Annotated in this window: 17 protein-coding genes; 8 read left to right on the top strand and 9 right to left on the bottom strand. The window is 61.2% G+C overall.

Translation table 11 applies throughout. The features are described from left to right. Positions 1–14: 14 nt before the first annotated feature. Genes Q6L55_04580 through Q6L55_04570 form a run of 3 tightly spaced genes read right to left on the bottom strand, consistent with a single transcriptional unit; the run spans position 15 to position 3,593 of the window. Complete coding sequence (locus tag Q6L55_04580; protein MEN9257995.1) at positions 15–1,802, bottom strand: M3 family metallopeptidase; 1,788 nt, start codon at positions 1,800–1,802, stop codon at positions 15–17. Continuing rightward, a complete protein-coding gene (locus Q6L55_04575; protein MEN9257994.1) occupies positions 1,799–2,539 on the bottom strand; it encodes a 16S rRNA (uracil(1498)-N(3))-methyltransferase in 741 nt (246 codons plus the stop codon). Before Q6L55_04575 ends, Q6L55_04580 begins: the two co-directional genes overlap by 4 nt. Beyond that, positions 2,529–3,593 (bottom strand): ABC transporter ATP-binding protein, encoded by a 1,065-nt coding sequence (locus Q6L55_04570; protein MEN9257993.1) that lies wholly within the window; start codon positions 3,591–3,593, stop codon positions 2,529–2,531. The genes Q6L55_04575 and Q6L55_04570 overlap by 11 nt, the downstream gene beginning before the upstream one ends. A 62-nt stretch (positions 3,594–3,655) precedes the next feature. Here Q6L55_04570 and Q6L55_04565 point away from each other — a divergent pair, with 62 nt between their 5' ends. Then, on the top strand, positions 3,656–5,263 hold the full coding sequence (locus tag Q6L55_04565; GenBank protein MEN9257992.1) for an iron ABC transporter permease: 1,608 nt from the start codon (positions 3,656–3,658) through the stop codon (positions 5,261–5,263). On the opposite strand, the gene miaA is transcribed toward Q6L55_04565, so the two are convergent. Beyond that, positions 5,257–6,144 carry a tRNA (adenosine(37)-N6)-dimethylallyltransferase MiaA gene (gene miaA, locus Q6L55_04560; GenBank protein MEN9257991.1) on the bottom strand — a complete coding sequence of 296 codons (888 nt, stop codon included), beginning with the start codon at positions 6,142–6,144 and terminating at the stop codon, positions 5,257–5,259. The genes Q6L55_04565 and miaA overlap by 7 nt on opposite strands. Positions 6,145–6,283: 139 nt before the next feature. Between miaA and gyrB the strand changes: the two genes are divergently transcribed. Then, complete coding sequence (gene gyrB, locus Q6L55_04555) at positions 6,284–8,218, top strand: DNA topoisomerase (ATP-hydrolyzing) subunit B (protein ID MEN9257990.1); 1,935 nt, start codon at positions 6,284–6,286, stop codon at positions 8,216–8,218. Here the strand turns inward: gyrB and Q6L55_04550 are convergent. Beyond that, positions 8,215–9,336, bottom strand: a complete 1,122-nt coding sequence (locus tag Q6L55_04550) for an ABC transporter permease (protein ID MEN9257989.1) — start codon at positions 9,334–9,336, stop codon at positions 8,215–8,217. The genes gyrB and Q6L55_04550 overlap by 4 nt on opposite strands. Positions 9,337–9,503: 167 nt before the next feature. Between Q6L55_04550 and Q6L55_04545 the strand changes: the two genes are divergently transcribed. Both Q6L55_04545 and ispD read left to right on the top strand, forming a co-directional pair. Then, on the top strand, positions 9,504–9,971 hold the full coding sequence (locus tag Q6L55_04545; GenBank protein ID MEN9257988.1) for a hypothetical protein: 468 nt from the start codon (positions 9,504–9,506) through the stop codon (positions 9,969–9,971). A 9-nt stretch (positions 9,972–9,980) separates the two neighbouring features. Next, the gene (gene ispD / locus Q6L55_04540) at positions 9,981–10,667 is read left to right on the top strand and encodes a 2-C-methyl-D-erythritol 4-phosphate cytidylyltransferase (GenBank protein ID MEN9257987.1); all 687 of its coding nucleotides are present in this window, start codon (positions 9,981–9,983) and stop codon (positions 10,665–10,667) included. Here the strand turns inward: ispD and Q6L55_04535 are convergent. The 4 genes from Q6L55_04535 to Q6L55_04520 form a co-directional block, all read right to left on the bottom strand. Further along, a complete protein-coding gene (locus tag Q6L55_04535) occupies positions 10,623–11,651 on the bottom strand; it encodes a hypothetical protein (protein MEN9257986.1) in 1,029 nt (342 codons plus the stop codon). The two genes, ispD and Q6L55_04535, sit on opposite strands and share 45 nt — an antisense overlap. A gap of 82 nt (positions 11,652–11,733) precedes the next feature. After that, on the bottom strand, positions 11,734–12,033 hold the full coding sequence (locus tag Q6L55_04530) for a DUF3155 domain-containing protein (protein MEN9257985.1): 300 nt from the start codon (positions 12,031–12,033) through the stop codon (positions 11,734–11,736). Positions 12,034–12,275: 242 nt separating this feature from the next. Next, positions 12,276–13,181 (bottom strand): MazG family protein, encoded by a 906-nt coding sequence (locus tag Q6L55_04525; GenBank protein ID MEN9257984.1) that lies wholly within the window; start codon positions 13,179–13,181, stop codon positions 12,276–12,278. Beyond that, positions 13,178–13,678, bottom strand: coding sequence for a hypothetical protein (locus tag Q6L55_04520; GenBank protein MEN9257983.1), 501 nt, complete (start codon positions 13,676–13,678; stop codon positions 13,178–13,180). The genes Q6L55_04525 and Q6L55_04520 overlap by 4 nt, the downstream gene beginning before the upstream one ends. 49 nt (positions 13,679–13,727) lie before the next feature. Between Q6L55_04520 and Q6L55_04515 the strand changes: the two genes are divergently transcribed. Genes Q6L55_04515 through Q6L55_04500 form a run of 4 tightly spaced genes read left to right on the top strand, consistent with a single transcriptional unit; the run spans position 13,728 to position 18,496 of the window. Beyond that, positions 13,728–15,062 (top strand): dihydroorotase, encoded by a 1,335-nt coding sequence (locus Q6L55_04515; GenBank protein MEN9257982.1) that lies wholly within the window; start codon positions 13,728–13,730, stop codon positions 15,060–15,062. Between the two features lie 11 nt (positions 15,063–15,073). Next, a complete protein-coding gene (locus Q6L55_04510; GenBank protein ID MEN9257981.1) occupies positions 15,074–16,795 on the top strand; it encodes a PDZ domain-containing protein in 1,722 nt (573 codons plus the stop codon). 25 nt (positions 16,796–16,820) lie between these two features. After that, a complete protein-coding gene (locus Q6L55_04505; protein ID MEN9257980.1) occupies positions 16,821–17,051 on the top strand; it encodes a hypothetical protein in 231 nt (76 codons plus the stop codon). After that, positions 17,048–18,496 (top strand): FAD-linked oxidase C-terminal domain-containing protein, encoded by a 1,449-nt coding sequence (locus Q6L55_04500; GenBank protein ID MEN9257979.1) that lies wholly within the window; start codon positions 17,048–17,050, stop codon positions 18,494–18,496. Before Q6L55_04505 ends, Q6L55_04500 begins: the two co-directional genes overlap by 4 nt. Positions 18,497–18,631: the final 135 nt, after the last annotated feature.

Below are 18,631 nucleotides of genomic sequence, written 5' to 3'. Positions count from 1 at the left end.
ACCAGCTTACCAGGTCAGAGCGTGGCCTCCAGCCGGTCGATCAGTTCCGCCACCATGTCTAGGGCCGCCTCGGTGGTCTCTGGCCGGGTCAAATCCACCCCCACGTACTGCCGCAGCGCCGTGATCTGGTCCTGGGAACCCCCCGCCGCCAACAACGCCAAATACCCCGGAATAAAATCCGCCCCCCGCTGCCGGTACTGCTGGTAGCACGCCAGACTGACAATACTGGACGCCGTGTACTGGTAGCAGTAAAAGGGCTTGAAAAAGATGTGGCTAATGCGCGCCCAGTCCACTGCATGTTCCGGCAACACCTCCACCGCCTCGCCGCACAACTCCTGATACAGAGACAGCCAAGTTTGGTTGACAAATTCATGGTCAAAACTCCCCTGGGCCGCCCGTTCGTGAATCGCCAGCTCCAAGCGACTGATTGTGCTCTGGCGAAACAGCAAATTCAACTGGTCCTCGATCAACCGCACCAGCAATACCCGCTGCCAATCCGGCTGCCGGTCTGCCTGGTCCAATAAATAATCCAACAACAGCAACTCGTTAAACACCGACGCAATTTCCGCCAACACCAGGGGGGGGCTGCTGTTGAAGTAGGTTTGTTTTTCGCTGATCCAGGTATAGTGCAGCCCGTGCCCCAACTCGTGGGCCAGGGTAAAGAGCGAGTGGACATCGTCGGTGTAAGAAAGCAGCAGAAAACTGTTTTTGCCGTGGACATAGGCGCAAAACGCTCCCCCCTGTTTGCCTGGGCGCACCTGGGCATCCACCCACCGGCGCCGGAAAAACTCCTCCGCCCGCTGGCGGTACACCGGACTGAACTGCTCCAGGGCCTGCAACAGGAGTTCCACCCCCCGGTCGTAGTCCACCCGCAGCTCCACCGGCTGTTGAGTCGGCCAGGGGGCGATGACATCACAGGTGCGCATTTTCATCCCTAGGACTTCCCCCTTGCGCCGGTAATAGCGCTGAAACAGGTCATAGCGCGCCGCCGTTCCCTGCATGATGGTCTGAAACACCGCCTCCGGCACCTCATCCGCCAGTAATTGCTTGGCCAGGGTGGATGGATAACCCCGCATCTGGTTTTCCAAGTGATGGTCCTGGGCAAGGGTGTTCAGGATGTAGCCATACAGCAGATTGTGGGCCGCCAGTTGCTCCCGGATGCTGGTGTAGGCCTGGTAGCGCGTATCCGGGTCGGGGTGCTGCAGTAAGGCCCCCAGCTCCGCCTCCAACTCCGCCGTCTTGCCCTCCGGCGTCGTTACAGGCCGATAGCGCAGCGACCCCTGGTGCAGCGTATGCAACTGGATAAATGCCTGCCGCCCCGTCAAACTGTCCTGGTTGCGGGTCTGTTCCACCGCCTCGGGCAGTTGATAGGGCTGGAGCAACCGCAGCCGTTCCAAATAGTGCTGATACGTTGCCAGGACGGGGGATTGGGCCAAAGCAGTCAACTGCGCCGGCGGCAACTGCTGCAACTCCAGAGCAAAAAACAACACCTGGTTTTCGATCTGGGTCACGGTCTGGCGTACCCGGTCCAGCACCTGCCGCGCTTGGGTATCCCGCGTGTCGGCGGCAAAGCGCAAGGCCGGATAGGCCCAGCCATATCCCACCCGCTCCCACAGGGCCTCCAGGGTTTGCAGGGCCGTGCGCACCTGCTCCGGCGTTAATTGGGCCACCCGCCCCCGGTACTGCTCCCGAAAGGCCGTCGCCTGGGCGTGCAGTGCCTGTAAGTCCTGGTCTAGGCGGGGATCGTCTAAACCCTGGTACAGCCCCGACAAATCCCACTCGCGGGCGTAGGTCACCGTCATGGCATCGCTCCTGCAGACTTTTCCCATGATGCCGCAACCAAGGCTAGAGCCACCACCGGTGCCGTCACCGTGCGCAAAACCCGCTTACCCAGAGAAACGAAAGTCGCTCCCTGCCGGCGGAACCAGGCCAACTCGCTCCCGCTCCAGCCCCCCTCCGGCCCGACCCATAGCGCCAGGGGTTCCGGCTGGCCCAGGACGTTTAACAGATGGGGCGCATCCTGATCCGGTGCACAGACCAAACAGCGCATGGGGGCCACCTGCGCCCAAGCCTCCGCCAACCCCAACGTAGGAGTGATCTGGGGAATCCACTGGCGCCAGGACTGTTCAGCCGCCTCCGTCGCGATGCGTTGCCAGCGCTGTAGACGCCCTGCCCCCGGCTGCACCTGGGTCCGCTCCGTCAGCAAAGGTATCACCCGCCGCACCCCCAACTCCGTCACCTGGCGCAGCACCTGATCCATCCCATCCCCCTTGGGAATTCCCATCACCAGTACCACCGGCGCCGGCAGTTCACAATCCACCGGCAGCAGGTCCCCCAACCGGGCCTGGCCGGGCGCTGTCAATTCTGCCAGCCACCAGTGCCCCTGCCCGTCCATGGCAATAAAGCGTTCCCCGGACCGGAGCCGCAACACCCGTTCCAGGTAGTGCCGTTGGGGGGGCGTCAAGTGCACCTGCTGCCCTTGGATTTGCTGGGGGGCAATAGCCAGGCGTTGGTAGGCCCGCAGTGCGTTAGGGGCCATGGGGCGACGCAAACACTCGCACCCCCTCCGGTTTGACTCGCAAGCGCACCCGCGTTCCCACCGGCAGCAACGGTCCCTGGGACACCCGGGCGTGCAGCTCCCGCCCCGACGGGATGGTTAAACAGTAGCGGTACTCCCGCCCGAGAAACTGCCCGTCCTGGACCACGGATTCCCCCTGCTCGTCCGGCTCCAGATACACATTCTCCTGGGGAATCATGAGTTCACAGGGGCTGGCCACCGGCATAGGGGCTGTCAATCCCGTAATCACCCCAATGTCCGTCTGCCAGGCTGTCTCTCCCTGGGGCACCGCCGGCAACCAATTCGCCTGGGTCACCAGTTCCGCCACCACCCGCGATGCCGGTTGATGGTAGAGTTCGGCGGGGGTACCGATCTGTTCCAGCCGCCCCCGGTGCAAGACGGCGATGCGGTCACACACGGCAAAGGCCTCCTCCCGATCATGGGTGACAAAAATGCCGCCGGTGCCGGTGCTTTTGAGAATCCGCCGGATGTCGTGCCGCAACTGCTGCCGCACCTGGGCGTCCAGGTTGGATAGGGGTTCATCCAGCAAAAGCAACCGGGGTTGGGGCGCCAAAGCCCGCGCTAAAGCCACCCGTTGCTGCTGCCCACCGGAGAGTTGGTGGGGGTAGCGGTTGCCGTAGTCGGGTAACTTCACCAGTTCCAGCACCTGCTGCACCCGTTGCCGGCGGGCCGCTGCTGACCAATGCCGCAACCCAAAGGCCACATTCTGCCAGACCCGCAGGTGGGGAAACAGGGCCAAATCCTGAAACACCATCCCCAAGCCCCGTTGTTCCGGGGGCACCCACTGTCCCTCTCCAGCCACTAGTCTTTCTGCCAAATAAATCCGCCCCCCCGTGGGCGCAATGAAACCGGCAATCAATCGCAGGAGCGTCGTTTTGCCACAGCCGGATGCCCCCAACAGGCCCAGGATTTCCCCCGGCGCCAGGGTGAAGTAGATGTCCGCTAGCGTAGGCTGTAGCTGGCGAGGAAACCGGTAACTCAACCCTTCGACCCGCAGTAAGGCTGGTGCTTCCATGGGCGTACCCGCATCCCTTCTATTGCAAAATAAGTTCAATAGTTCGTCCTCCAGTTTAGGGCATGAAATATCGGTTTGGGCGATGGCTGTCGGTGTGGGGGTGGGGCGGGCTGGTGGTCGCCGGGGTCTTTTCCATCCCGGTGTTGGTGGTCTTAGCCAGCGTGTTCACGCCCCGCCCAGAGGTGTGGCAACACCTGTGGAGGACAGTTCTCCCAACGTACATCGCCAATACGTTGATTTTGGCAGGGGGGGTGGCTGTTGGTGTGGTGACGGTGGGGGTGGCCACGGCTTGGCTGGTGGGGGTGTGTGAATTTCCGGGGCGGCGGTTTTGGGAGTGGGCTTTGGTGTTGCCCTTTGCTGCACCGGCTTATGTCCTGGCATTTGCCTACACGGAATTGTTGGAGGTGTTTGGGCCGGTCCAGCGCTGGCTGCGGGAAGTGACGGGTTGGCAGGTGGGACAGTACTGGTTCCCCCATATCCGCTCGCTCCCTGGTGCCATTGTGATGTTTGTCTGCGTGCTGTATCCCTATGTCTATCTGCTGGTGCGGGCGAGTTTTCGGCAACAGTCCCGGGCGCTGCTGGAGGCCAGCCGATTGCTGGGGCATTCCCTGTGGGGGACGTTTTGGCGGGTAGCGCTGCCTCTGGCCCGTCCGGCGATGATGGCGGGGTTGGCCTTGGCCCTAATGGAAACCCTGGCGGATTTTGGGGTGGTAGACTACTTTGGGGTGCTGGTGTTTACCACAGGGATTTACCGCACCTGGTACAACCTGGGGGACCGCATCGCGGCTACGCAGTTGTCGGTCTGTTTGCTGGTGTTTGTGTTTGCCCTGGTGGCGTTGGAGTTGGTTTCGCGACAGCAGGTGCGCTATGCGGACAAGGGCACGCCCACACCCCCAACACGGCTGTATCTCAAGGGTCCGGTGGCCGTCATGGCCTGGTTGACCTGTGCGGTGCCGGTGACGATTGGGTTTGGCATTCCAGGGGGGGTGCTGCTGGAGCTGGCGGTGCGCTACCGCACGGAGACCTTTGACGCCACATTTTGGGCCTCGGCTCGCCATACCTGCTTCTTGGCGGTGCTGACGGCGGTACTGGCTTTGGGGATAGCTCTGTTTTTGGGGTATGGGCAGCGGTTGCTGGGGGGCGGCCCGGTGGCTTGGGTTTCTCGCCTAGCGGCCATGGGCTATGCCGTACCGGGGTCGGTGATTGCCGTGGGGGTACTGCTGGTGCTGGGGTGGCTAGACGGTGCCCTCGGCCGGATGGTGGTGGGGGGAACGGTGGCGGCTCTCATCTTTGCCTACCTGGTGCGGTACTTGGCCCTGGCCCTGAGCGCGGTGGAGGCGGGTTTGGCGCGCCTTGCACCGGAGTTGGACGAGGCAGCCCGCAGTTTGGGTCACCGGCCCTGGAGTGCCCTGTGGCGGGTGCATATACCCCTGATGGCCGGGACATTAGCCAGCGCAGCCATTTTGGTGTTTGTGGATGTGGCTAAGGAGTTGCCGGCTACGCTCATCATCCGCCCTTTTAATTTCGACACGCTGGCGGTGCGGGTTTATCGCTACGCCCAGGATTCCCGCTTGATCGAGGCGTCTGGTCCGGCGCTGGCCCTGGTGGTGGTGGGCATGGTCCCGGTGCTGGTTTTGTGTCGCCAAATCGCCCGCGAGTCAGATCAGTAGCTGATGGCCCTCAGAAAATCCTGCACTTTTTGCCAGGCATAAGGGACCAGGTCAGGTCGGTCGGCCTCCAGATGGACCCGTCCTGGTTGAGCGCGAAACCAGGTGCGCTGTTGCTTGGCCAACCGGCGGGTGTGGTGGATGACCAGGGCTCTGGCCTGTTCCAGGTCTATGGCTCTGTCCAGATACAGGCCTACTTCCCGATAGCCCAAGGTTTTGAGCAGGGGTAAATCGGCGCCGTAGGTGGCTCGCAGATACTGGGTTTCCTCCACCAGCCCCTGGGCAAACATCTGGGCGGTGCGCCGGGCAATGCGTTGGGCCAATTGCTGGCTGTCGAGATAGAGAAACAGTACCGGATAGTCCGGCGGGGCTTGGCCTTGGCATTGGGACAAGGGAGTGCCGGTCACATAATAGACCTCCAAGGCCCGCAGGGTGCGCACGGCGTCGTGGGGATGGATTTTGGCGGCACTGGCAGGGTCCACCTGCTGCAAAAACTGATAGCGCTCTGGCTGGCTGTAGGTGGCCAGTTGCTGGCGTAACTGGGGTTGGGGCGGCACCGGCGGAATCTTTAACCCCTGGACCACGGCCTGGATGTATAGCCCACTGCCCCCCACCAGTAACGGCGTAATCCCCCGGCGCTGGTAATCGGCAATCAGGGCTTGGGCGGCCTGTTGATACTCGGCTACGGTCACCGTTGCTGTCGGCGGCACCCAGTCCACAAGATGGTGAGGCACCAATGCCCGTTGCGCTGGCGTGGGTTTGGCCGTACCAATGTCCAACCCCTGGTAAATCTGACGCGAATCCGCATTAATAATGACGCTGCCGAGCTCTTGGGCTAAAGCGATGGCCAAGTCCGTTTTGCCGCTGGCTGTTGGTCCGGCGATGAGAATTAGCGCCAGGATTCCACCCCCCCACTAAATGGCTGCTCATTTCCATTCTGCAGGAGATTCTAGGCGTTTTGTGCTAAAATTAACCTAGATTTGGGGTCACGTGTCGTTTTCGGGTGTTTCTGGGGGATTTAGCATGACGGCCGCCTACGGGGCTGAGCAGATTCAGGTTTTGGAGGGGTTGGAAGCGGTCCGGCGGCGGCCAGGGATGTACATCGGCAGTACGGGACCCAAGGGGTTGCACCACCTGGTGTACGAAGTGGTGGACAATTCGGTGGACGAGGCGCTGGCGGGTTTTTGCACCCATATTGAAGTGGATTTGCACCCGGATGGTTCGGTGGTGGTGACGGACAACGGGCGCGGCATCCCGACGGGCATCCACCCCAAGACGGGGAAATCGGCCCTGGAGACGGTGATGACGGTCTTGCACGCCGGGGGCAAGTTTGGTGGGGAAAACGGTGGCTACAAGGTGTCCGGGGGCTTGCACGGGGTGGGGGTGTCGGTGGTCAATGCCCTGTCTTGCTGGGTGGAGGTGACGGTCTGGCGGGAAGGACGGCAGTTTCGCCAGCGCTATGAACGGGGCAAGCCGGTGACTGAGCTGCACAGTGAACCCCTGACGGAGCCGCGCCGGGGAACAGCAGTGGCCTTTTGCCCAGACCCGGAAATTTTTAAGGAAACCACCGAGTTTGATTTCGCCCTGCTGACGACGCGCCTGCGGGAGTTGGCCTATTTGAATGCGGGGATTCATATCGCTCTGCGGGACTACCGGAAACAACCCCCCCGCATCGAAACGTTTTGTTATTTGGGGGGCATCCGCGAGTACGTGGCCTACCTGAACCAGGACAAACAACCCCTGCACGAGGAGGTGATCTACATCCAGGGGGAGCGGAACCATATCCTGGTGGAGGTGGCCCTCCAGTGGTGCAGCGATGCCTACAGCGAGAACCTACTAGGGTTTGCCAATAACATCCGCACCGTGGATGGGGGCACCCACCTGGAGGGACTCAAGGCGGTCTTGACACGCACCCTCAATCATCTGGCCCGCAAGCGCAATAAGCTCAAGGAGCAGGATGCCAATTTGGCGGGTGAACATATCCGCGAGGGACTGACAGGGATCATTTCCGTGAAGGTGCCCAACCCGGAGTTTGAGGGGCAAACCAAGACCAAGCTGGGCAATACGGAGGTACGGGGGATTGTGGATTCCCTGGTGGGGGAAGCCCTCCTGGAGTACTTAGAAATGCGCCCCCAGGTGGCCGATGCCATTTTGGACAAGGCGATTCAGGCCTATCAAGCGGCGGAGGCGGCACGACGGGCGCGGGAGCTGGTGCGGCGCAAATCGGTTTTAGAGTCCTCCACACTGCCTGGCAAATTAGCCGATTGCAGCAGCCGTGACCCCCGGGAATGCGAGCTGTTTATCGTGGAGGGGGACAGCGCTGGCGGCAGTGCCAAACAAGCCCGGGACCGGCGTTACCAGGCCATCTTGCCCTTGCGAGGCAAAATCATCAACATCGAAAAAACGGACGACGCCCGGGTGTATAAAAACGCGGAAATTCAGGCCCTGATCATGGCCATCGGTTTGGGGATCAAGGGGGAAGAGTTTGACCCGAGTAAGTTGCGCTATCACCGCATTATCTTGTTAACGGATGCCGATGTGGATGGGGCGCACATTCGCACCCTGCTGCTGACCTTTTTCTATCGCTATCAACGGCCTATTATTGAACAGGGCTATATCTACATCGGTTGCCCGCCCTTGTACAAGCTGGAACGTGCCCGGCCTCGGGAAGTGATCTATTGCTACAACGACCGGGAGTTGGAACGGGTGAAACAGGAATTACCGGCCAGCGCCCATTACACGATCCAACGCTTCAAGGGGTTGGGGGAAATGATGCCGGAGCAACTCTGGGAAACCACCATGAACCCGGAAACCCGTACCCTAAAACAGGTGACGATTGAGGATGCGGCGGAGGCAGACCGACTGTTTACGATTCTCATGGGGGACCGGGTGCCGCCCCGGCGGGAGTTCATCGAAACCTATGCTTCCCAATTGCGCTGGGACGAGTTAGATATTTAACGGCTACTCTGGCGGGGGTCGAGCACATCCCGTAGGCCATCCCCCAACAAATTAAACCCCAGCACCGCCAGGACAATCAGCAGCGCTGGCGGCCACACCAGCCAAGGATGCAACAGCAGGATGGAGACATTGGTGGCCAGCGACAGCATATTGCCCCAGGAGGCATCCGGCTGCTCGATCCCCAGCCCGATCAAACTCAGCACCGACTCTGCCACAATAAAGCCCGGCACTGTGAGAGTAGCGGCAATGATGACGTAGGTGCTGGTTTGGGGGAGGACATGGCGCCAGAGAATGCCCCAGGGACTGGCTCCCAACGCCCGCGCCGCCTGCACAAACCCCTGTTCCTTGATGCTCAGCACCTGTCCCCGCACCACCCGCGCTAACCCAGCCCAGTTCACAAACGAAGTAATAAACACAATGAGCAAAAAGCGCTGGGCGCTGGTCAGGCCGGGGGGTAACACCGCCGCCAAGGCCACCAGTAGATAGATGCTAGGAATGGACATGAGCACCTCCACCAGGCGCATCAGCAGGGCATCCACCCAGCCCCCGGCGTACCCGGCGATGCCCCCCAGCACCACCCCAATGGGAAAGGTGACGGCAATCCCCACCAACCCCACCGACAGGCTGATGCGACTCCCCAGCAACAGACGGCTGAACTGGTCCCGTCCCTGGTCATCGGTCCCCAACAGATGCAAGTAAGCCGGCGCCTCGACCCCAAACAGGTGCCAATCGCTGCGGATCCCCGGAAATACCACCCAATCCTGCACCTGCCAGCCCCGCTGGGTGCGCTGGGGAATCGGCAGCGTGAGTTTTAACCAGTCGTAGGTATAGCCCCGCACCAACAGACGCACTGGCTTGGGCTGCGTTCGGTCCACGATGAGTTCCCGGTCCCCCGTTTCCAGGTTCAACGGCCCCTGGCGAGTGGGATAGACGTGGGGCCAGGGACGCCATTCAATGGCTGTCGGCGGTAGTAAGGTCCCCTCCTCACGCCCTTGGTAGGGGTCGTAGGGAGCCAAGAAATCCGCAAACACCATGGCCGTGTAGAGCACCAGCAGGAGGACCAGCCCCCACCGGGCCAGATGATTGTGCCACCAATTTTTCAGAAGGCCGGCCTTCATCGTTCCAGGTACCCTTAGTTCCCCAGGATAACCCAGGGACAACCTTGACGATGGAACAATTTTTCCCCTATGATCCGCGGTGGAATACTTTAAGCGGGTGGAAGAGCGCCTCTACGGAACCGGTTAGCCAAACGGCTAGCTGCGTTTGAAAGCGAGTGGGGGTTTGTATGTCTACGCACGTTATGTGGTTCCGTCGTACCGCCCGCCAATTAAAGGTTTTGGATCCAACCTACGAACTCGATCAACTGGTGCGGGTGCAAACCCTGGTGAAAGAACGATTGGGGGAAGCTTGGAAGCGGATGCAGACCCGGGGGCTAGACCTCAAGGACCCCCTGGTGTGGTGGGAGCAAGTGCGGGTGCACGGAATTTTGCACCTGGAGACCAACCAGGGGTCGCAGGAGCGGGTGGCAGCCTGGTTGGAAACCCTGGAGTCGCGGGCTTATGGGGTGCTGGAGCAGGTTAAGCGGGAACCCTATCCCACCCTGCGCAGTGAGCTGAAAATTGACCGGCACTGGGTGTTCTGGGTACCCCGTTATCCGCTGGATACCGATACCTGGTGTGATGTGTTCTACAGCACGATTGACCAGAGTGGGACCTGCCTGGTGATTCCCTTGGCCACGGCGGGCATGGGATAATATCGGGCCATGTACGTGCTGATCGCCGCCGCCGGTCAGGGCAAACGCATGGGGCATGACCGGAACAAGCTTTTGCTGTCGCTACAGGGGCGGCCCCTGTTGACCTGGACCTTGGAACGGGTGTTGCAAGCGCAGCCCACCTGGGTAGGCATCATGGCCCAACCGGTGGACTGGCCCGATTTCCAGCGCATTTGCGACGCCCTATCGCCGCCAGTTCCCGTGCAGTTGATTCCCGGGGGCGAAACGCGGCAAGCGTCGGTCTGGAACGGCCTACAGGCCCTGCCCCCCCAAGCCACCACCGTCCTGATTCACGATGGCGCCCGCTGTTTGGCCAGTCCCGACCTGTTCCGGCGTTGTCAAATAGCCTTAACCCAAGCGGTAGGGGCCATTGCGGCCATCCCCGTCAAGGACACCATCAAGGTGGTGAAGGACCCACCCCGGATTGACCACACGCCGGAGCGCCAGCACCTGTGGGCCGCCCAAACCCCCCAGGGATTCCAGGTGGAGGTGCTGAAAACCTGTCACCGGCGCGCCCGCGAGGAAGGCTGGCAAACCACAGACGACGCCGCCCTGCTCGAGCGCTACGGTTATCCCGTCCAGGTGGTCCCGGGGGAAGAAACCAACCTGAAAATGACCACACCGGCTGACCTGTTACTCGCCCAGGCCCTGCTGTCCCAAGGTCTCCAGGGGCAGTAGCAACTCCAGTCCCTGGGCCTGCCAGTGTAATTCCCCCCCCAGGGCTGCCAAGCGCTGTTGCCAATGGGCCAGGCTGGGGTAGAGCCGTCCCGTTTGAGGACTGCAGTGCCATCCACCTCCCCAGCGCAGCGAGTCACTTAAGGGTGTGAACTGTAAATACAACACAATTACTTTCCTCTGGGCAATTTGCTTCTGGTGAGCTGCGCCTTGGATGCGGGCACCGGGGGGCAATTCCCCAAGCAGCAAAGGCATGACTTGGGCCAGTAAATGGCGCACGACCGCCGGCAGAGGTGTCATCAATTCCAGATGCAAGACAATGCCCCGCGCCTGGGCCTGGGCCTGCCAATCAGCGATTTCCGTTTGGGTTTCCTGGGGGGCAAACCAGGACCGCCACTGCTCTTGCCGCGCTCGCACCTCCTGGGCAATCGCCTGCAGCCCCTGCACCACCCGCACCGGCAACTGGGACCGGTATTTCAGCAGCAAATCCGTCCAGGTGCCGATCGTACTCAGGGGCGTGGACATTTCGTGCAGCACCGACTGCACCCACTCCTCCGGCAGTTGGACAGCAGCCTGCAACCAATCCTGGTAGAACTGCTCTACCAGCCCCAGGGACGCGGTCGGCCAAGAATCGGGCAGGGCTTCCAACTGCGCCCGCAACTGACCATCCATCACCCGGGGGAGCAGGGCCGACCACACCTGACGCACCACCGCCGGTACAAACGTATGGGCCAGTTGCCCCCCCTCCGTCAGCACCGAGGCCAGTACCCAATCCCCTGTGCGCACCAAAAACACCCGCTGACCCGGCAGCAACTCCCGGTCATCTATCCACAGGGACCCCCGGCGCACTTCAGACGGTCCCACCAGCACCCAGGGGGATTGCTCCACCAGCAGGCGTGCCGCCAGTCGCACCCCAACTTGCCAGTGGGAAAACGCCAACCCCGGCGGCAGTTGTCGGTACTGGGGAAAAAGGTCAATCAAAGCCATCGGTGCTGCCCACCCGCCCTAGGATCGAGCTTAGCCAGCCCTGTATCCCCTGGCGAGGGCAAAAAACCGACCCCAGCCCTACCTACTTGGCTACGCTCACCGTTGCCTCGTGGGCACGCAAACTGGGGAACAGGAAATGATTCTCCTCCACGTATTGCGCCCCGAACAACCCCTTTTCCGCCCAGAAGAAACGGTCAACCGTGTGTTCATTCCGGCGAACCAGCAACAGCGCCGGTGGCGTAATCCCATGGGCGTGGATAAATCGCCGAGCCGCCGTTACGGGTTTGTCCTCACCACTGTCCAACACATACTGGGGTACACACTCCAGAATTTTCTTACCTTCCAAACGCCGCCGACTCCGCCGTTTCCGTCTCCTAGCCAATGCGATCTCCTCCTCGAAAACGTGTGCGAACGTTGCTTTTGTAATGGGGATTACATAACCCTACAGCAGTATAGGGGTTTACTTCTGCCTTGGCAAGGGGTCGTTAATTAGTCGCAACAATTGCCTTCACCCCCCATCCCCTACCCAGAAAATCCCCACCGTTTAATATCTGTTAACAGAATTTAACAATAGGAGGGACCGGGGGTAGGGGCCAGGCTGGTGGGGGGAAGAGGGGGCGGGGATCAAGACGAGCGGCAGTGAGAAATGTAGGCGTGGTTGATGTGTTCTAGGGCCAGGTGTGGGTCCAGGTGATGCTCCACCGCAGCAGCCACCAACCCAAACAATAACTGCCCGAGGGTCTGCGGGTTCGGCTGTTGCCAGTAGCGCTCCCATAGGGCCTGAAGCGTCTTGATATCTGCTGTAGTCTCGTCGGGAAGTCGGTGGTGGGATTTGAGCTTTTGGTAGATTTTGGCGGCGGCCAGCAAGGGGGGAAAGGTCTCGCCGTAGTGCTGCAATTTTTCTGCCAGCGAGTGGCCCTGCTCCTGGTGTTTGATGGCTTCCCAGTTGCGGCGCACAGTCTGCACGTCAGTTACGGCTACGTCCCCAAAAACATGGGGGTGGCGGCGGATGAGTTTGGCGCTGAGGCCCTGGGCGACTTCCACCACGGAAAACTGGCCGGTTTCCTGGGCAATTTGCGCTTGTAGAACCACTTGCAGGAGTAAATCCCCTAGTTCTTCCTGGATGGCAGCGGGCTGGCCTGTTTGGATGGCGTGGACAGTTTCGTAGGCCTCCTCCAGGATGTAGGGGGTCAGGCTCTGGGGGGTTTGGGCCAAATCCCAGGGACAGCCGCGTTGGGGATGGCGCAGCTCGGCCACCACGTCCACTAGTTGCCGGTAGCTTTCCCGCACGGGGTCGGGGAGATAGACCTGCAGGGGGTAGGGCCAGGGCTGGGTGGGCAGGTGTCGGCGCTCTCCCTGAAACAGCAAGGATTCCCCATGCCAAAGGCAGATCCATTGTTCGGGGGGGCAATGGTCTAGGACTTGGGCCAGGTCTGAGGGCTGGGCAATTCCCTGAATCAGGGCCGGTAGGGGGATGGTTCCCCGCTCATCTGCCAGTTGCGCCGCAGCAAGCAGGTGCAAGGGGGTCATCCGTATCCCATCTCTCGCTTGAGTTTTTCAAATTCCTGCTCAATCTCTAGGGCTTGAAATTCCCGTTCCAGGGCGTTGGGGGAAGGGGCTTGGCTGGTGGGAATTTTTACCTGCCGGCGTTGCTTTTGGATTTGTCGCAGGAGGGCTTCGGTTTGCTGGAGGCGTTTTTGATTGACGCGCAATTGCGCCCAGTATTGGTTGCCCTGGGCCATGAGGGTTTGCTGGCGCTGTTGGGCGGCGGCGACTAAATCGGGGCGTTTGGCCTGCTCGGCAACCTGTTGCCGCTCGCGCCACAGGCGGATGTCTCGGGCAGTACTACGGATTTTTTGTTCCAGGTCCTGGCGCTCGCGTTGGAGTTGTTGCAACAGGCAGCGGGTCTGGGTTTCCTGTTCGCTGAGGGTTTCGGCTTCCAGGCGGGCAGCCAGGTCGGGGTGGGTCTGGAGAAATTCGTCTAGCTTGGCCGACAAAGTGGCTTCCAACTCGTCCCACCAGTGCATGGATGGCCCACCCCACCCCATAATGGAAAAAGTCCGTCTCCGTCTGGCGATGTTCAATCAGCATGATAGCTTATGGATTCACCAGGCCCAAATTGTTGGTCCCCAGGGACAGCTCCAGCCCTGCAATGTGGGGATTCGCCAGGGGAAGATCGCGGAAATCACCATTGAGGACCGCCGCGCCCACTACGCCGAGGTGTTGGATGCCCAGGGGTGGCTGCTGCTGCCGGGGGTGATTGATGCCCAGGTGCATTTCCGGGAGCCGGGATTAGAGCACAAGGAGGACCTGCACACCGCCAGTCGCGCCTGCGCCAGGGGAGGAGTGACGTCGTTTTTGGAGATGCCCAATACGTGCCCGAGCACGGTGGACCAGGCGACGTTGGATGACAAGTTGCGCCGGGCGGCGGCAAAGTCCCTGGTCAATTACGGCTTTTTTATCGGAGCAACGCGGGATAACCTGGAGGAACTCAACCGGGTGCAGCCGGTGTGTGGGATCAAGGTGTTTATGGGGTCCATGCACGGAGATTTGCTGGTGGAGGACCCGGCGGTCCTGGAGCGCATTTTTGCCACCGGTCGACGGCTGATTGCGGTGCATGCGGAAAATCACCAGCGCATTCTAGAGCGGCGACGGCTTTTGGCATCGGAATTCCACCGCCCAGATGTGCATTCGGATGTTCAGGATGAGCTGGCGGCTTTGCAGGCGACGGAGTTGGCGGTGCGCTTGGCGAGCAAATACCGGCGACGCCTGCACGTTCTGCACCTGTCTACGGCCCTGGAGGTGGAATTTTTACGCCGGCACAAGCGCCCCTGGATCACGGCGGAGGTGACGCCCCAGCATCTGCTGTTGGACCGCTCGGCCTATTTCACCCTGGGGTCGCTGGCCCAGATGAATCCGCCCTTGCGCACGCCCCACGATAATCAGGTGCTCTGGCAGGGGTTGCAGGAGGGGGTGATTGATTTTATGGCCACGGACCATGCCCCCCACACGCTGGCGGAAAAGGCGCGGCCTTACCCGGAGTCGCCGTCGGGGATGCCGGGGGTGGAAACCTTTTTGCCCCTGATGTTGACGCAAGCCAAAAAGGGCAAATGTACCCTGGCGCAGGTGGTGCAGTGGCTGTCAACCCAACCGGCGCGGGCCTACGGCATCGTCAACAAGGGGCAACTGGCGGTGGGCTATGATGCGGATGTGGTGCTGGTGGATTGGGAGCACACCCAGCCGGTGCGACGGGAGGATTTGCAAACCAAATGCGGCTGGAGTCCCTTTGAGGGGTGGGAACTGACGGGGTGGCCCCAGGTGACCATCGTGGGGGGCCGAATTGTCTACTACCAGGGGCAGTTCAACGAGGCGGTGCGGGGACAACCCCTGCAATTTCAGGCGGCGGCTTGAGGGGCAGGGTTATGACACTGGCCATCCGTTATCACATCACGGCGCCCCATCCGGCTACCCACTATGTGCATATCGAGCTGACGGTGAGGGGTTGGCAGCAGGATATCTTGGAGCTGAGCCTGCCGGTGTGGACGCCGGGGTCCTACCTGGTGCGGGAGTACGCCAAACATCTGGAGAATTTTCGGGTGGCTGGGGGGTTACCCTGGCGCAAGGTGAGCAAAAACCGCTGGCAAATCCAGACCCAGGGCCTTGACCCGATCCGGGTGTATTACGACCTATACGCCAACGATTTATCGGTGCGCACCAACCATGTGGATGCCACCCATCTCTATCTCAACGGGGCGGCGACGTTTTTGTCTGTGCCGGCGGCGCGGGATGTTCCCCATGAGGTTGTCCTGGCGTTGCCGCACCCGGATTGGCGCATCAGTACGGTTTTGCCCGCTTTAGGTCCGGGGCATTTCCGCGCCCCCAACTACGACGCTTTGGTGGATAGTCCCATCGAGGCCGGACGTCAGGCGATTTACCCTTTTACCGTGCGGGGGATTCCCCACGAATTGGCGGTATGGGGGCCACTGCCGGTGGAGGCGCCCCGTGTGCTCCAAGACATCACGCGTATTATCGAGGCCGAAGCGGAACTGTTTGGGGGATTGCCCTATGACCGATACCTGTTTTTGTTGCATCTGCCGCTGCAGGGCTATGGGGGCCTGGAGCATAAAAATTGCTGCTCTTTGCTCTACAGCCGCCGCCAGTTGACCCGCCCGGAGGGTTACCAACGCTTTTTGAACCTGGTGGCCCACGAATTTTTCCACCTGTGGAATGGCAAGCGCATCCAGCCGGCGGAGTTCATCCCCTTGGACTACGACCGGGAAAACTACACCACGTCCCTGTGGTTTTGCGAGGGGACAACCAGCTATTACGACCTGGTGATGCCCTGGCGCGCGGGCCTGTACGACGCCAAACGGTTTTTGGAGCTGCTGAGTGAAGAGATCACCCGTTATTTCCAAACACCGGGGCGGGAGACGCAATCGCTTGCGGAGGCCAGCTTTGACGCCTGGATCAAGTACTACCGCCGGGAGGCCAACAGCATCAACAGCCAGGTTTCCTACTACCTGAAGGGGGCGTTGGTGACGTTGCTGTTGGATTTGCGCATTCGCTGGCGCCACGATAACCGGCGTTCCTTTGACGACGTGATGCGAAAAATGTGGCGGGAATTCGGCCAGACGGGTCAAGGCTTTACGCCGGAGCAACTTTTCCAGGTCATCCAGGCAGTGGCGGGTGAGGATTTGGGGGATTGTTGGCGGGAGGCTATCGAGGGCACGGCTCCTTTACCCCTGGCCGAGACCTTGGCGGCTTTTGGGCTGGAACTCCAGGCGGTGCCCGGCCAAGTCCCCTATAGCGGGTTGGTCCTGGAGACGGGGCGCACCAGGGTCAAATACGTGCTCAAACATTCTCCGGCCTGGTGGGCTGGCCTGGACCCGGGTGATGAACTGGTGGCCGTCAATAACCAGCAAGTGCGCGGGGAAACCGGGGGAGACTGGTGGCAGTCCTGGCGGCCGGGCGAAACGGTGACGATCACGTACCTGCGCCGGGAGGAGTTGCACCAGTGTACGTTGACACTCCAGGACCCCCAACCGGAGCGGTACCGGCTTCAACCCCTGACCCGGCCAACGGCGGAGCAGCGGCGGTTGGGTGTCGGCTGGCTGGGAGCGACCCTGTTCGATTCAGTACAATAGGGCTGTGGTCACAAGGGGGGCGGCCATGTTGCAGGATGCGCGGGCCATTCGCTACTACCAGAAGCTGACGGATACCCTGGTGGAACTGCGGCGGCAGGGTTATTCGCTGGACGAACTGCGGTTGTATTTAGACGGCTACGTGGCGGCCCTGCGACATGGCAGCGAATTGGAACCCTGGTTGGTACATCGCCTGGAGGAGGACGCGGTGCGCTTTCTCTATGACCCCGCCAACTTCGACCTGACCGGGGTGCCGTGACGATTGACTGGAACCATCTGGCGGAGGAATTGACCCGGGTACTAGAACCGCGCCGGGTGGTGCGTCGCCGGGAGGAATTGTTGGTCTATGAGTGCGATGGGTTGATGGCCTATCGTCAGCGTCCCCCCTTGGCCGTCCTGCCCAAAACGACGGAGGAAGTCCAGGCCGTCCTGCAGCTTTGTCGCCGCTATGGGGTGCCGTTTGTGCCCCGGGGAGCAGGTACGGGCCTGTCGGGGGGCGCCCTGCCGGAGGACAACGCCCTGTTGATCGTCACGGCCCTGATGCGCCAGGTATTGCAGGTGGATATTCCCAACCGGCGGGTGGTGGTGCAACCGGGGGTGATCAACCATTGGGTGACGCAGGCGGTGAGTCCCTGGGGCTTTTACTACGCGCCGGACCCGTCGAGTCAAATGGTGTGTTCGGTGGGGGGCAATGTGGCGGAAAATTCCGGGGGCGTCCACTGCCTGAAATACGGGGTGACCACCAACCATGTGCTGGGTCTCAAGCTGGTGACGGCCCTGGGGGAGGTAGTGGACCTGGGGGGCTGGGTGCCGGAAACACCGGGTTATGACTTGACGGGGGTGGTGGTGGGTTCGGAGGGCACCCTGGGCATCGTTACGGAAATCACCCTGAACATTCTGAAAACGCCGCCCTGTGTGCAGGTGCTGTGTGCCGACTTTGCCACCGTGGCCCAGGCGGGTGCGGCGGTCTCGGCCATCATTGCTGCCGGCATCATCCCCGGTGGGATGGAAATCATGGACAACCTGAGCATCAACGCGGTGGAGCAGGTGGTGGCGACGGGATGTTATCCCCGGGATGCGGGCGCCATTTTGCTGGTGGAATTGGACGGGTTGCCGGCGGAGGTGGCGGAGGCCATGGCCCAAGTGCAACGGATTTGCCGGGAGCAGGGGGCGCGCCAACTCCAGGTGGCTAAGGACCCCCAGGAACGGGAGCGGCTGTGGAAAGGACGTAAAGCAGCCTTTGCCGCCATGGGCAAAATCAGTCGCAACTACTACGTGCAGGATGGGGTGGTGCCCCGCAGTCGTCTGCCCTGGATATTGCAGGAAATCGAGCGCCTAAGCCGGGAGTCGGGCTATCGCATTGCCAATGTGTTTCACGCTGGGGATGGCAATCTGCACCCTTTAATTCTCTACGACGGTACGGTGCCGGGGGCGCTGGCTCAGGTGGAACGCCTAGGGGGCGAAATTCTCAAACTCTGTGTCCAGGCGGGGGGGAGCATTTCCGGGGAGCACGGCATCGGGGCGGAAAAACGCTGCTACATGAGCGAGTTGTTCTCCCCCGCCGATTTAGAAACCATGCAACGCCTGCGCCGCGCCTTTGACCCCGACGGCCTGGCCAATCCCAGTAAAGTCTTTCCCACCCCTCGCACCTGTGGCGAACGGGCCTGGGCCACTCAACACTTTCCCAACGTGCCTGCGTTTTAGCGTCAGGGGTTCGCCAGGAATATCGGGATGGGAAAATTGTTGAGATGACCGATGGAACCCCCAATCATAACCAGATTTGTGGCGCTTTTTACCCTCTGGCACGGAGCCACTTGTGAGGCCAACCCTGCGGGTTCC

Source organism: Gloeomargarita sp. SRBZ-1_bins_9, from assembly GCA_039794565.1.
Classification (GTDB): domain Bacteria; phylum Cyanobacteriota; class Cyanobacteriia; order Gloeomargaritales; family Gloeomargaritaceae; genus Gloeomargarita.
Note: the sequence above shows the minus strand (reverse complement) of the source record. Positions and strands in the feature narration are given on the sequence as shown.

Coding starts and splice junctions, on each gene's coding strand:
- Q6L55_04520 (MEN9257983.1), bottom strand. CDS start 13,678: ATGCACTGGTGGGACGAGTTGGAAGCCACTTTGTCGGCCAAGCTAGAC.
- ispD (MEN9257987.1), top strand. CDS start 9,981: ATGTACGTGCTGATCGCCGCCGCCGGTCAGGGCAAACGCATGGGGCAT.
- Q6L55_04515 (MEN9257982.1), top strand. CDS start 13,728: ATGTTCAATCAGCATGATAGCTTATGGATTCACCAGGCCCAAATTGTT.
- gyrB (MEN9257990.1), top strand. CDS start 6,284: ATGACGGCCGCCTACGGGGCTGAGCAGATTCAGGTTTTGGAGGGGTTG.
- Q6L55_04525 (MEN9257984.1), bottom strand. CDS start 13,181: ATGACCCCCTTGCACCTGCTTGCTGCGGCGCAACTGGCAGATGAGCGG.
- Q6L55_04550 (MEN9257989.1), bottom strand. CDS start 9,336: ATGAAGGCCGGCCTTCTGAAAAATTGGTGGCACAATCATCTGGCCCGG.
- Q6L55_04580 (MEN9257995.1), bottom strand. CDS start 1,802: ATGACGGTGACCTACGCCCGCGAGTGGGATTTGTCGGGGCTGTACCAG.
- Q6L55_04505 (MEN9257980.1), top strand. CDS start 16,821: ATGTTGCAGGATGCGCGGGCCATTCGCTACTACCAGAAGCTGACGGAT.
- Q6L55_04575 (MEN9257994.1), bottom strand. CDS start 2,539: ATGGCCCCTAACGCACTGCGGGCCTACCAACGCCTGGCTATTGCCCCC.
- Q6L55_04510 (MEN9257981.1), top strand. CDS start 15,074: ATGACACTGGCCATCCGTTATCACATCACGGCGCCCCATCCGGCTACC.
- Q6L55_04535 (MEN9257986.1), bottom strand. CDS start 11,651: ATGGCTTTGATTGACCTTTTTCCCCAGTACCGACAACTGCCGCCGGGG.
- Q6L55_04565 (MEN9257992.1), top strand. CDS start 3,656: ATGAAATATCGGTTTGGGCGATGGCTGTCGGTGTGGGGGTGGGGCGGG.
- Q6L55_04570 (MEN9257993.1), bottom strand. CDS start 3,593: ATGGAAGCACCAGCCTTACTGCGGGTCGAAGGGTTGAGTTACCGGTTT.
- Q6L55_04545 (MEN9257988.1), top strand. CDS start 9,504: ATGTCTACGCACGTTATGTGGTTCCGTCGTACCGCCCGCCAATTAAAG.